The organism is Bacillus cereus group sp. BfR-BA-01408, from assembly GCF_022663305.1.
Lineage (GTDB): Bacteria > Bacillota > Bacilli > Bacillales > Bacillaceae_G > Bacillus_A > Bacillus_A pacificus.
Genome location: NZ_JAKUFF010000059.1, coordinates 1 through 13,669 on the forward strand (window position 1 = coordinate 1; position 13,669 = coordinate 13,669).

Sequence of the window (13,669 nt, forward strand, 5' to 3'; positions counted from 1 at the left end):
TTGTGAGCTGCAAATAACCTGAGCATTTCTTCCCTTTTCCCAGTATGTTTGTATCCTTTATCTTTCATTAGGCGTAAAGCTTCTGTTAGATTCATATCTATCCCTACTTTATGCAGTTTTTTTCTTTTTCCATAAAATCGCACCAATTAAAATAAGAACCGCTATCATAACAATTGTACCACCTGGTGCTAAATCAAGTTGATACGAAGCAAACATTCCACCAATTACTGCAATTTCACCAAATAAAATGGAGAAGAAAATTGTTTGTTTAAATCCATTCGCAATACGAATACTTGCTGCAACTGGTAACGTCATTAATGATGATACGAGAAGAACCCCTACTACACGCATTGATACCGCAATGACAAGCGCAACCAATATAATGAAAATAAAGTGAATCCACTTTGCACTCAAACCGGTTGATACAGCGTATTCCTCATCGAACGATAGTAAAAATAGCTCTTTGTATAATAAAGTAATCGTTACAATAACAACAATTGCTACAATGCCAATGATTATTAAATCCGTACTTGTTACAGCACTTACACTACCAAATAAATAACTAAATAAATCTGTGTTAAATCCATTTGCAAGTGAAATAAAAATAACGCCAATCCCCATTCCTGCTGAAAGAATAATTGGAATTGCTAATTCTTGATAATGTTTATATACAGTACGTAGTTTTTCAATAAGTAACGCCCCACCCATAGAAAAAATCATACCCATATATAACGGATTTAAAAATCCTCCTGTGAAAATTGTTTTTTCTAGTAATAAACTTGCAGCAATACCCGATAATGTCACGTGACTTAACGCATCTGCAATAAGCGACATACGACGAATGACAACAAATACACCGATAAGTGGCGCAACAAGTCCTATTAAAATCCCTGCATATAAAGAGTTACGTAAAAAGTCATATTGTAAAAAATCTTGTATCATTATATCCTCCCGTGATGCTCATGCTCGTGTTCTAAACGATGAACATGATGTCCATATAAGACGGACATTTCTGCATCTTCTAACTCTCGGAACTTTTCTACATTTCCATGGAAATGTAAATGTTGGTTTAAGCATGCAACATGTGTTACCTTCTCGGTAACAGCTCCCATATCATGCGTAACGAGAATTAATGTAATTCCTAGCCTTTTGTTTAAATCCTCTAATATCTCATAAAAACTTTCTACATTCTTCACATCGATTCCAACAGTGGGCTCGTCCAAAATAAGTAATTCAGGATCACTAACGAGCGCACGAGCAATAAATACGCGCTGTTGTTGTCCACCAGAAAGTTCTCCAATATTACGTCCTTGAAACTCACTCATTCCTACATCAGCAATCGCTTTTTCTACCTTTTTCTTATCGTTTTTCGTAAAAAAGCGAAACAACCCTTTTTTCGAAACGAGTCCCATTGACACAACTTCAAACACAGTTGCCGGAAAACCAGAATTAAAGCTATTTGCCTTTTGCGACACATAACCAACTTTGTTCCATTCTTTAAACTTCTTACTATCAACACCAAACAAACGAATGCTTCCCTGTTTTGGCTTTAAAACGCCTAATAAACATTTTAGCAAAGTTGATTTCCCTGAACCATTTGGCCCAACTAAACCTAAAAAAGCTCCCTTCGGAACTTGCAAATTTATATCTTCTAACACATTTCGATCTTCATATCGAAATGACAATCCTTCTATTTCTAATATATTATTCATAGCATCTCACCTATTTTAATTCAGAATGATTCCGATTTATATCTATTTGAATTATAGTACAGCTTATTATAGTTGTAAACCAATCTGCCTAAAATATATCTACTTTTTCAAGAAACCTTACTATTATAACAAAAAGCAGAGAAAAATTCTCTGCTTTCAAAAGATATTATAATTAATTTTTTAGTGAATGGCTGATTTAAACTTACCACCATTTGTCTCTTGTGTACTCATAATCGTAACAAACGCATTCGCATCAATTTCATACACAATTGATTTTAGCTTTGTCACTTCTAGACGTGTTACAACTGCATAAATCACTTCTTTTTCTTTATCCGTGTAACCGCCTTTCGCTACAAGCTTTGTAGTTCCACGACCAAGACGATGTAAAATCGCATTTGATACTTCCTCATATTGATCTGATACAATTAAAACAGCTTTCGTTTCATCTAAACCTTGAATGACTGTATCAATTGTTTTGAATGCAATGTAGTACGTCATAACAGAATACATCGCTTGTTCAACACCAAATACAAATGCTGCCCATGCAAAAATAAATAAGTTCACAAACATTACAAATTCGCCAACGGAGAAAGGTAATTTCTTCGTTAATAAAATACCCATAATTTCTGTTCCGTCCATTGATCCACCATGACGAATAACGAGCCCTACACCAAGACCTAAAATAAGACCGCCAAACACTGTAGCTAAAATTGGCTCTGTTGTAAATGGCGGCACAGCATGTAACGTTGATTCAATAAACGCTAAAGCTACAATACCGAACGCCGAAGATAGCATGAACGTTTTTCCGATTTGCTTATAACCCGAATACATAAATGGGATATTGAGAATAACGACCAAAGTAGAAAAACTTAACCACCAAATATTAGGAGTAAGATAATCTAATATAAGAGAAATACCAATAATTCCACCGTCAATAATTTTATTTGGCATTAAAAATAATTCAATTGCTACCGCTGCGCATGCTGCCCCAAAAATAATCATAACTAAACGATAAATAAGATGGATAACACTTTCTTTTCGATGTTGCTTTTGCTCCATAAGTCCTCCCTATACTCTTTTTCTATAGTTTTGTCCTTATATTATAACATACGCTTCTTTTTCTCATGAAAAAAGAAACTCTATACGAATATGTACAAGCTACGTACTCATATATTTCGATAGAAGAACGTGTGAAGGAGGATAACTCGATGAACCTCATTAAACAACTTGTAAATAAAAAATTAAATCATATTTCTACAAAGGAATTATTGAAATATAGTAAAGAATATGACGTTCCAATTACGACTGCACAAGCTGATCAAATTGTTGGACTTATGAAAGGAAAGAATATTAACATTTACGATAATGACGAACGACTAGCGCTCTTAAAACAAATAGCTCAAGTAACCTCGCCCGCTACTGCCCAACAAGTAAATACTTTATTTCAGCAACTACTAAAATAAGGAGGGGATATTCCCCTCCTTATTGCGCTTTAATTTTTTCAAGAAGTCCTTCATCAAAAGTACCATTTTTCAGCATTTCGATTTCTAATTTATATGGCGGCTTCTTGTCCTTTTTATCTTCACCTACATATGGCGTTTCCAGAATTTTTGGTACGTGCGTTAACTGCGGATGATGCACAATATGATGCAACGCTTTATAGCCAATATGACCGAAACCGATATTTTCATGACGGTCTTTTCCTGCGCCGCGTACATTTTTACTATCATTAATATGAAGTACTTGTAAACGATCGATACCAACAATCTTATCAAATTCGTTTAATACACCATCAAAATCATTTACAATGTCATATCCTGCATCGTGCGTATGGCACGTATCAAAGCATACGGATAGTTTTTCATTATATTTTACACCATCAATAATTTTTGCAATTTCTTCAAAACTACGGCCGCATTCTGTTCCTTTTCCTGCCATCGTTTCTAACGCAATGTTCACCGTCTGATCTGGCGTTAATACTTCATTCAGCCCTTTAATAATTTGTTGAATACCAGCGTCTGCTCCTGCACCGACGTGCGCACCTGGGTGAAGAACGATTTGTTTCGCCACACCTAATGCTGATGTCCTCTCAATTTCCATACGAAGAAAATCTACACCTAATTGGAATGTTTCTGGCTTCGTCGTATTTCCAACATTAATAATATATGGTGCATGTACGATAATCTCTTCGATACCGTTTTGTTCCATATGTTTTCTTCCTGCTTCTATGTTCAATTCTTCAATTGGTTTTCTTCTTGTATTTTGCGGTGCACCTGTATAAATCATAAACGTCGTTGCACCGTATGAAACAGCCTCTTCACTTGCTGCTAATAACATTTTCTTACCACTCATAGAAACATGAGATCCAATCTTTAACATACAATCACCTCTTCAATATACAATAGATATAATGATAGCATAATTTGTAGAAATATGTAGTGAATTGTTTTTTCCATTCTCCACTGATTATTATCCCCGTAAATAGCGGGATAAAAAAAGATAAGGGAAATCCCTTATCTTTTTTTATTGCTATATTTTCTTTTCACTTTGTCACGTTCTGTTGCAAGTTTACGTTTATAGTTTGGTTTTACTTTTTTCGGTTTTTTAACAACTTTCGTTGCCATAACATCAAGTTCATCATTTGGTTTTTTACGGCTCTTACGACGACGACGTTCACCTAAATCCACCCACTCATCTCCGCGTAAATCTACATGTTTAAACTCGATATGACGTTGTTTTTCTAAACTATCTAACGCTTCTTCGTTTGCTGGATCATAAATCGTCACTGCAATACCTGAATAGCCTGCGCGTGCTGTTCTTCCAACACGGTGAACGAAGAAATCTAAATCTGATGGAAGTTCATAATTAATAACATGACTAATTCCTTCAATATCAATACCACGTGCTGCTAAATCAGTTGCAACAATATATTGGAATTCAAGGTCACGAATTTGTTTCATCATTTTTTTACGATCACGAGGTGATAAATCTCCGTGAATTCGTCCAACTTTTAAGCCGCGTTCCGTTAATCCGTCAGCAACTTGATCTGCCATTTTCTTCGTATTCGTGAAAACAACTGCTAAATACGGTTTAAATTGTAGTAACATTCTTTTCACTAAATCGATTTTGTTACGATGTTTAGAAGGCACTAAATAATGCTCAATATTTCCAGCCGCAACTTGTTTTGGATTGATATGAATATGCTCTGGATTCTCCATGTATTTCTTTAGAAACGGTTTTAGTTTTTGAGGAATTGTTGCAGAGAAAACTAACATTTGCAAGTTTTTAGGCATGCGTGCTGCAATCTTGTCTACATCATGAATGAATCCCATATCAAGCATTAAGTCTGCTTCATCGACAATAATCGTATTTGCTTTATGAACAAACAGTGCTTGTTCTTCTACTAAGTCTTTAATACGTCCTGGCGTTCCAACTACAATATGAGGTTGTTTTTTCAACTTCTCAATTGATCGTTGTTTATCAGTTCCACCAATTAAACAACGTGCTGTAATCATTTGATCTTCCGCACAGAACTTTGTTAATTTCACGATTTCTTCGTAAATTTGTTGTGCTAACTCACGAGTAGGCGCTGTAATAACAAGTTGTACTTCTTCACGACCTGGGTTAATTCTGTTCAATGTAGGAAGTAAGTATGCATGTGTTTTCCCAGAACCTGTTTGGGATTGTCCAATTACACTTACACCTTTTTTCACGACCGGGAAAATTTTCTGTTGAATTCCTGTCGGCTCTGTAAAGCGTAGTTCACGAACTGCATCTATTAAAAATGGTTTAAAATCATACTGTGTAAAAGTTTTTTGTGTCATAAGTTACACCTTCTTTCTAAATTTCTACTGCGCGCACAAATCAGTCAAGTCTACATTATATCGAAATCTACAAGTAAAATCCATCTTTAGTTTAGGTTTTTACTTCAAAAACTAACCTTCTTCCCTCTTATTGCATATTGTATGTGTATATACCTAACTGAAGAAAGGAGGATTTCTCACATGTTTCCAAAATCCCCCATGAGACAAATGTATCCGAATCCAGGGCAGCAACCTTATACACCATATCCAATTCCACAACTACCACCGATGGCACAAAAAAAGAAAGGTTTTCTTGCTAAACTCTTTAAAAAACACGACCCAACCGAACCTTACATGCAAATGGTTCCGCCTTATCGACAAATAGAAGGACCGCCAATGATGCACCAGCAACCGCCACCTCAATATCGGCAGCAATATCAGCAACAATACCAACACCAATACCCGCAGCAATATCAACAGCAATATCAACCATACATGCAGCAGCATCCCGAGCAAATGATCCCTCCTCAAATGTATGAATCAAATGACACGCGCGGCGGTGCAGCAACTACAGCCACATCAAGTAGCGGCATCGGTAGTTTTTTTTCGAATTTAATTTCGAATCCAACTACTATGATAAATAATATCGAAAAAGTATCACAAGTCGTTCAATCTGTAAGCCCTGTCGTCGAACAGTACGGTCCCATTATGCGTAACCTACCAAGCATTGTTAAAATTCTCACCTCTGGAAAAAGTACGGAAGAAAATCCAACCGAAGATCAAACTGAAGACGTAACAGAAAAGGTTGAGGTAGCAACTCCACATCCTCCATCCAAAAAAAGAAAAAGAAAAAAAATGGTGATTGAGCCAGTCATAGAAAAAGAAGTACGAGAGGAGCCTGTTCAAAAAATAGCAACAAAACCAAAACTATATGTGTAACAATCCTTTGTTTTCTATCCACTCCTCCTTTATAATGTAAAAGACTATGCACAAAAGTATCCCTTGTTTAGAAGGAGAGGATTACTCATATGAAAATTGTTAAAATTTCCCCTCGTGGTTATTGCTACGGTGTTGTGGACGCGATGGTTATTGCACGTAACGCCGCATTAGATACATCATTACCAAGACCTATTTATATTTTAGGTATGATTGTTCACAACAAACATGTAACAGATGCATTCGAAGAAGATGGCATCATCACATTAGATGGTCCAAGTCGATTAGACATTTTAGATAAAATCGATTCTGGTACTGTTATTTTCACTGCACACGGTGTTTCTCCAGAAGTTAAACAACGTGCAAAAGAAAAAGGTTTAACAACAATTGATGCCACTTGCCCAGATGTTACAAAAACACATGACCTTATTGAAGCAAAGAAAGCTGAAGGTTACCATGTCATTTATATCGGCAAAAAAAATCATCCAGAACCAGAAGGCGCAGTTGGTATCGCACCTGATATCGTTCATCTTATCGAAAGAGCCGATGATTTAAAGACATTAGAAATTCCAACGGATAAAATTTTAGTTACAAATCAAACAACGATGAGTCAATGGGATGTTCAACATTTAATGGAGGACATTCAGAAGAAATTCCCAACAGCAGAATTCCATAAGGAAATTTGTTTAGCAACTCAAGTTCGCCAAGAAGCGGTTGCCAAACAAGCTGATGTTGCAGACTTAACAATTGTTGTTGGTGATCCGAAAAGTAATAACTCAAACCGTTTAGCACAAGTATCACAAGAAATCGCTGGTACGAAAGCATACCGCGTTGCAGACGTAAGTGAAATCAAATTAGAATGGCTACAAGGTGTCGAGAACGTAGCTGTTACAGCAGGCGCTTCTACTCCAACACCAATTACAAAAGAGGTTATCGCTTTCTTAGAGCAATATGACCCAATGAATCCTGCTACATGGGAAAGAGTTCGAAAAGTACCGTTACAAAAAATATTACCTCGTGTAAAAGTGAAAAAAGAACAATAATAAAAACCGTTGCCTATATGAGCAACGGTTTTTATTTTTCTTATACAAATGTAAATGGATCTGTATGTAATTGCGAAGCATGAATATGTACGTTCAGTTTCTTTGCATCTGCTTTTTCTTGTAATTGCTTTTGTACACCTTGCTTCATTACCTTTTCAACGTTATGTCCTGGGTCGACGATATTTAAACCGAGCATCATCGCATCATGGGCAACATGATAATACATGTCACCTGTTACATATACATCCGCACCTTTAAATTTAGCTTGATTGATGTATTTGTTACCATCGCCACCAAGTACAGCTACTTTGCGCACTTTATCATCTAATTTCCCAACAACTCGCGCACCCTTTACATCTAACGATTGCTTTACATGTTCCGCAAACTGTCCAAGTGTCATTTCTTCTTGTAAATATCCTATTTTTCCAAGCCCTAACGTTTCACCTTTGTTATCAAGTGGATACACATCATAGGCTACTTCTTCATATGGATGTGCTGTTACCATTGCTTTAATCACTTTTCGTTGTAGTGAAGCTGGAATAATCGTTTCGATTCGTACTTCTTCTACGCGCTCTAACTGTCCAGTTTCCCCGATATAAGGATTTGTCCCCTCTTGAGGTACAAACGTACCTGTACCCTCGCTATTAAACGTACAGTGGCTATAATTGCCGATATGACCAGCACCTGCGTCTCCTAATGCTTTTCGTACTTCTTCTGCATGAGTTTCAGGCACAAACACAACAATTTTTTTCATTTCTTCTGCATATGTCGGTGCCAAAACTTCTGTATTTTGCAATCCTAACGCCTCAGCCAGTAAATCATTTACCCCGCCCTTAGCAACATCCACATTTGTATGTGCTGCATAGATTGCAATATCATTTTTCATACACTTTTCAATAATTTTCCCATACGCCTTATCTGTATGGATCGCTTTTAGCGGGTTAAAAATTAAAGGGTGATGCGCAATAATGACATTCGCTCCTAATTGAATTGCTTCATCCACAACTTCTTCCGTTACATCTAACGCAATTAATACGTGCTGCACGGGTTTATTAAGCGCTCCAATCTGCAGCCCAATCTTATCTCCTTCCATCGCCAAATGCTTCGGATACATACTTTCAAATAACGAAATAATTTCATGGCCATTTGGAATTTTACTCATGATAAAACCTCCCCTATCATTTTCATTTTCGCTTCTACTTCCGCACGCTTCGCTTTTGTTTCTTCAGAATCAGCCGCACGTTCTAACTGTTTTAAAATATTTTGGAAGTTTTTTAATTCTCCTTCCCACTTTTCAACGAAAGCTTCACTTTTTTCTTTCATTAAAAATGGTCCCATAAATAATTCAGCCTGTTTATTTTCAGAGTAAGGAACCGTGATATTTCCTCGCTCCCCTACTAAAATCTCGTAAATTTTCCCATCTTCTTTTACGATTTTTTCATGGATAAGCTCCCATCCATTCTCAATAAACCATTCACGAATGTGATGCGCTGCAATATTCGGCTGTAAAATTAAACGTGTTACACCTTCTAATTTTTCTTTACCACTTTCTAAAATATCACGAATTAACGCTCCGCCCATTCCGGCAACCGTAATTACATCTACTTCTCCTGGCGCGATAACAGCTAATCCATTCCCTTTACGCACATCTACTTTATCTTGTAAGCCACTTTCAGCTACAGTTGCCTGCGCAGAGCGAAATGGTCCATCTACAACCTCTCCAGCAACTGCTTTAGTAGCAATATTATTTATAATTGTATAACACGGTAAATACGCATGATCCGATCCAATATCAGCAACTGTAGATCCTACTGGTATTTCACGCACAACTTCTTCTAATCGTTTTGAAAGCTTTACTTCATTCATGTATTTCCATTACTCCTTCTCTTGTCAGTCTGTCTCCATGATAATGAATTTATAGTAGTTGTTGCAAGCCTATAACAACAATTCACATCTCTATCATTCATCGTATTTGAGAAAATATAGAAAAACAAGCCCTTTGCATAAGCAAAAGGCTTGTCATACGGAACTTTATTTTTTCTTTGATAACCAATCAGCTACTTTAGCGGCTTGATCAGCTGGAACTATATTGGCAGGCATATTGCCTTTTCCTTTCGAAAGAATTTCTTTAATTTCATCCTTTGAAAGTTTCCCACCAATTTTTTGTAAATTAGGTCCTACCGCCCCTTGTAACTGATCACCGTGGCAGCTCGTACAGCTTTGCTTCACAATATCCTCTGGCTTGGATGCTGTTTGTGCTGGTTTCCCGCCATTTTTTGCATCAGCTAACTCTTTAGATTTATTTAGCCCCTGAAATGAAAATACAAACATAACGATAATACCTAATGCTGCAATAAGAGCGAACGGAATCAGCGGATTACGTTTCATATCTCTTCTCCCCCCTCTATACCCCTAAATAGTTAGATGATTCAGTCATTTCCATTGTACTTGAAAACGCTCTATCAGAAAAGAGTAAACTACTAATCGTTAAAAATATTCCATAAATTCAGTTTATTGTTTTTTATTGTTATATCGCTTATTATTTCGATAATTATTAACGTTTCTCATCATATTTTTCACTTTTCTACATATATTTTTGTATAGAATAAACAAAATTAATCGAAAAATCGAAAAATGAGCATTTGCAAATCAAAAGACAATTCTGTAAAATAAATTACAAGAAATTGTAATCGTTGCTGACAGCTAAAGTTTAACAAAAATTAACAAAATAAAAAAGTTTACTTCACAAAAGTGAAGTAAACTTAAAGGTAGCCTATTCTAAGAAATCCTTAAGGCGCTTACTACGGCTTGGATGTCTCAATTTACGTAGTGCTTTTGCTTCAATTTGACGGATACGTTCTCTCGTTACGCCGAATACTTTCCCAACTTCTTCAAGCGTACGAGTTCGTCCATCATCTAAACCAAAACGAAGACGTAGAACATTTTCTTCACGATCTGTTAGTGTATCTAACACATCTTCTAATTGTTCTTTTAGCAATTCATACGCTGCATGGTCCGCAGGCGATGTTGCTTCTTGGTCTTCAATGAAATCACCTAAATGGGAGTCATCTTCTTCACCAATCGGTGTTTCAAGAGAAACTGGCTCCTGTGCAATTTTTAAGATTTCACGTACTTTTTCTGGAGCAAGATCCATTTCTTCACCAATCTCTTCAGGAGATGGTTCACGTCCTAAATCTTGTAATAATTGACGTTGTACACGAATTAACTTATTAATCGTTTCAACCATATGAACTGGGATACGAATTGTTCTTGCTTGGTCTGCAATCGCACGTGTAATTGCTTGGCGAATCCACCAAGTTGCATACGTACTAAATTTGAAACCTTTACGATAATCGAACTTTTCAACCGCTTTAATTAGACCCATATTCCCTTCTTGAATTAAGTCTAAGAAAAGCATACCACGGCCCACGTAGCGCTTTGCAATACTTACTACAAGACGTAAGTTTGCTTCTGCAAGACGACGTTTCGCTTCTTCATCGCCTTCTTCAATACGCGTTGCAAGTCGAATTTCTTCTTCTGCAGATAGTAAATCTACACGACCAATTTCTTTTAAATACATACGAACAGGATCGTTGATTTTAACCCCTGGTGGTACGCTTAAATCATTGAGGTCGAATTCTTCTTCCGATTTTGCTATTTGGCGATTATTAGGGCCTTCGTCGTTGTCATTGTCGCCAACTAAGTCGATCCCTTGTTCACCTAAATATTCATAGTATTCATCCATTTGATCGGATTCAATTTCAAATCCATTCATGCGTTCTGCAATCTCTTCATATGTAAGAACGCCACGTTTTTTTCCGAGCTCAGTGAGTTGTTCTTTCACTTGCTCAAGGGTCATTTCAGTTTCAATTTGTTTAGAACGAGCTGGTTTGTCAGCCATCTGTTCCCCTCCTTACGCGAGATACAAACATTCATTATACTAAAAATTTATCAAAAAAGCTATTTTCTCGCTTTTTGATTTTGTAAATATGCTACATAATATTTAGCAGCCTCTACAGGATCTGTCTTTTCCATTTGTTTTATCTTGAAGATGATTTCCATCTTTTCAAGTTTTTCTTGATGACGTCTAAGCGTCTCCAAATGGCCTTGTAACACTTCTTCTGTGTATTCTGGATTAATAAATTCATCCGTCGAAATATCAGTAATAATATTTTTCAACTTTTCATCAGAGAGCCAACTTAAAAATGTTCCGACTGAAGGTTCATTTCCCTTTTCATAATATGCGTATAGTTCATATAAAATCCCTTTATGTTCTTCTGTATGAAAATCTTCTATGTGGGATTCCATACGAACGGCCACTTCTGGACTTTGCAACATATGGTAAATAATTTCTCTTTCAGCCCTTTCAAAACCTGTTAACTTCGGTTTTGCTTGAACAATTTGAGACGGTTTAGAAACCTGCTTTACTTGTTTTTGTTGTACCTTTTGTTCTTTGCGATATTGGTGCAATTGATTCAAAAGTGTTTCCATTGAATACGAAAATTCTTGCGATAATGACTTCAAATATGATTCTGCCTGCATCGCATCCTGTAACAACGATAACTCTTTTAAAACACTTTTCACATACTCTTCTTTGCCCGACTCATCTTGCAAATTTTTCCCTAAACGCAAATGATTTATTTTAAAACCAACAAAACTTATACTTGATTTCACAAGATTTTCAAAAGCAGTTGTCCCATATTGTTGCACATATTCATCAGGATCAAGCTTATCTGGCAAGGATGTAACTTTCACTTGGCAACCAACTTGCAACAATAATTGCCCTGCTTTCATCGTCGCTTCTCGCCCTGCTTTATCACCATCATAGCAAAGAACAACAGTTTCAACGTTACGTCGCAGAAGTTTTGCTTGTTCTTCAGTTAAAGCCGTTCCCATTGTCGCAACGGCTTCTTCCACACCACTTTTCACCGCAGCTAGTACGTCGGCATACCCTTCAAAAAGGACCACTTGCCCACGTTTTCTAATAAACGGCCTTGCTTGGTGGAAGTTATACAACAATTTACTTTTGTGAAAAATTGGTGTTTCTGGGCTATTTAAATATTTCGGAGTGTCATCTCCTAATGCCCTTCCACTAAACGCTATCACTTTACCTTGTAACGTATAGATTGGAAACATAACTCTTCCACGGAAGCGATCATAATGACTACCATCCTTCTCGCTCCTTATGAGAAGACCAGCTTGTTCCATACTAGACAACGATAAACCTCTTTTTTGTAAAATTTTCGTTGCTGCATCCCAAGCAGGTGACGCATAACCAATTTCAAACTTCTCAATCATCTCTTTTGTAATACCACGTTTTAACAAATACGAAAGTGCTTCATTTCCTTCTTCTGTATTTACTAATAAATGATGATAATACTTTTTCAAAAGTTCATGAGCCTGTTGCATGATGACAGTGTCATCAGATATGTCTTCTTGTTGTCCTTGCCCTGATGTATACTCTGCAACCGCAATTCCATTTCTTTCACCTAGCTTTTGAACAGCTTCGGTAAAAGCCAGTCCTTCCATTTTCATTAGAAAGGAAAATACATTTCCACCTTCTCCACATCCGAAGCAATGAAAAATTTGCTTATCAGATGAAACAGAGAATGAAGGAGAATTCTCACCATGAAACGGACAAAGGCCGAAATAGTTACGTCCCTGTTTTCTAAGTTGAACGTATTCACCAATCACTTCGACAATATCGGATGATGTCCGAATTTGTTCAACAACTTCTTCAGGAATTCTGTTCCCCATAACTCCATCTCCGTGTCGTATTTTGTATTCGATATAAATTAAAAAATTCCTTTATAATTCGACAATATTTTTTCTAAACTTATTAGAAAATGTTGTCGATCACGTTATCAAGCGATTTTGCAGACCCTTTTCTGCGTAACTTCGCAGATACGTACCTACTATATAAAATTGTATCCATTTGCTCATCTATTACAAATGTACCTCATGGAGACAATACATATGCACTTTTTCACAAGAAGACTAGCAAGCACCATATCCTATGTGATCACGAGATCTGTTTTTTGCATGTTGATACATATAAAGAAATCAACTTTTGCTTATTCAGCATCTACATAGATCCAAATTCCCTCGCTGCTTCCTTAAACGATGAGCATACGATGTGACAAACAAAATTTTGACATGAAATTTCGTTCCAACT

The 13,669-nt window shown here is 36.6% G+C and carries 13 protein-coding genes and 1 pseudogene; 3 read left to right on the plus strand and 11 right to left on the minus strand.

All coding sequences use genetic code 11. The features are described from left to right. The 4 genes and pseudogenes from MR083_RS20025 to MR083_RS20040 all read right to left on the minus strand — a co-directional run. Nucleotides 1–101: pseudogene (locus MR083_RS20025) on the minus strand (transcriptional repressor); the annotation flags it as partial. A gap of 7 nt (nucleotides 102–108) precedes the next feature. Continuing rightward, nucleotides 109–942 carry a metal ABC transporter permease gene (locus MR083_RS20030; protein ID WP_000613827.1) on the minus strand — a complete coding sequence of 278 codons (834 nt, stop codon included), beginning with the start codon at nucleotides 940–942 and terminating at the stop codon, nucleotides 109–111. Beyond that, on the minus strand, nucleotides 942–1,712 hold the full coding sequence (locus tag MR083_RS20035; protein ID WP_001059653.1) for a metal ABC transporter ATP-binding protein: 771 nt from the start codon (nucleotides 1,710–1,712) through the stop codon (nucleotides 942–944). The genes MR083_RS20030 and MR083_RS20035 overlap by 1 nt, the downstream gene beginning before the upstream one ends. 180 nt (nucleotides 1,713–1,892) lie before the next feature. Then, the gene (locus MR083_RS20040; RefSeq protein ID WP_000435958.1) at nucleotides 1,893–2,771 is read right to left on the minus strand and encodes a YitT family protein; all 879 of its coding nucleotides are present in this window, start codon (nucleotides 2,769–2,771) and stop codon (nucleotides 1,893–1,895) included. Between the two features lie 149 nt (nucleotides 2,772–2,920). Between MR083_RS20040 and MR083_RS20045 the strand changes: the two genes are divergently transcribed. Further along, complete coding sequence (locus tag MR083_RS20045) at nucleotides 2,921–3,175, plus strand: DUF2624 domain-containing protein (protein WP_001048963.1); 255 nt, start codon at nucleotides 2,921–2,923, stop codon at nucleotides 3,173–3,175. Nucleotides 3,176–3,194: 19 nt separating this feature from the next. On the opposite strand, the gene MR083_RS20050 is transcribed toward MR083_RS20045, so the two are convergent. Continuing rightward, complete coding sequence (locus tag MR083_RS20050) at nucleotides 3,195–4,091, minus strand: deoxyribonuclease IV (protein WP_000912466.1); 897 nt, start codon at nucleotides 4,089–4,091, stop codon at nucleotides 3,195–3,197. Between the two features lie 134 nt (nucleotides 4,092–4,225). After that, nucleotides 4,226–5,536, minus strand: a complete 1,311-nt coding sequence (locus tag MR083_RS20055) for a DEAD/DEAH box helicase (protein ID WP_000192444.1) — start codon at nucleotides 5,534–5,536, stop codon at nucleotides 4,226–4,228. Nucleotides 5,537–5,716: 180 nt separating this feature from the next. Between MR083_RS20055 and vrrA the strand changes: the two genes are divergently transcribed. Together vrrA and MR083_RS20065 are read left to right on the plus strand one after the other, a co-directional pair. Beyond that, nucleotides 5,717–6,454 carry a VrrA/YqfQ family protein gene (gene vrrA / locus MR083_RS20060; RefSeq protein ID WP_062821272.1) on the plus strand — a complete coding sequence of 246 codons (738 nt, stop codon included), beginning with the start codon at nucleotides 5,717–5,719 and terminating at the stop codon, nucleotides 6,452–6,454. A gap of 89 nt (nucleotides 6,455–6,543) precedes the next feature. After that, nucleotides 6,544–7,494, plus strand: coding sequence for a 4-hydroxy-3-methylbut-2-enyl diphosphate reductase (locus MR083_RS20065; RefSeq protein ID WP_000706669.1), 951 nt, complete (start codon nucleotides 6,544–6,546; stop codon nucleotides 7,492–7,494). A 40-nt stretch (nucleotides 7,495–7,534) separates the two neighbouring features. On the opposite strand, the gene MR083_RS20070 is transcribed toward MR083_RS20065, so the two are convergent. The 5 genes from MR083_RS20070 to dnaG all read right to left on the minus strand — a co-directional run bounded on the left by MR083_RS20070 (nucleotide 7,535) and on the right by dnaG (nucleotide 13,251). Next, a complete protein-coding gene (locus MR083_RS20070) occupies nucleotides 7,535–8,656 on the minus strand; it encodes a Nif3-like dinuclear metal center hexameric protein (protein ID WP_000036222.1) in 1,122 nt (373 codons plus the stop codon). Further along, nucleotides 8,653–9,360, minus strand: a complete 708-nt coding sequence (locus MR083_RS20075) for a tRNA (adenine(22)-N(1))-methyltransferase (protein WP_001006540.1) — start codon at nucleotides 9,358–9,360, stop codon at nucleotides 8,653–8,655. The genes MR083_RS20070 and MR083_RS20075 overlap by 4 nt, the downstream gene beginning before the upstream one ends. Nucleotides 9,361–9,525: 165 nt before the next feature. Next, nucleotides 9,526–9,882, minus strand: a complete 357-nt coding sequence (gene cccA, locus MR083_RS20080) for a cytochrome c550 (RefSeq protein ID WP_000828141.1) — start codon at nucleotides 9,880–9,882, stop codon at nucleotides 9,526–9,528. Nucleotides 9,883–10,267: 385 nt separating this feature from the next. Next, nucleotides 10,268–11,395, minus strand: coding sequence for an RNA polymerase sigma factor RpoD (rpoD, locus tag MR083_RS20085; protein ID WP_000764060.1), 1,128 nt, complete (start codon nucleotides 11,393–11,395; stop codon nucleotides 10,268–10,270). Nucleotides 11,396–11,454: 59 nt separating this feature from the next. Beyond that, nucleotides 11,455–13,251, minus strand: coding sequence for a DNA primase (dnaG, locus tag MR083_RS20090; protein WP_000528214.1), 1,797 nt, complete (start codon nucleotides 13,249–13,251; stop codon nucleotides 11,455–11,457). Between the last annotated feature and the right edge of the window lie 418 nt (nucleotides 13,252–13,669).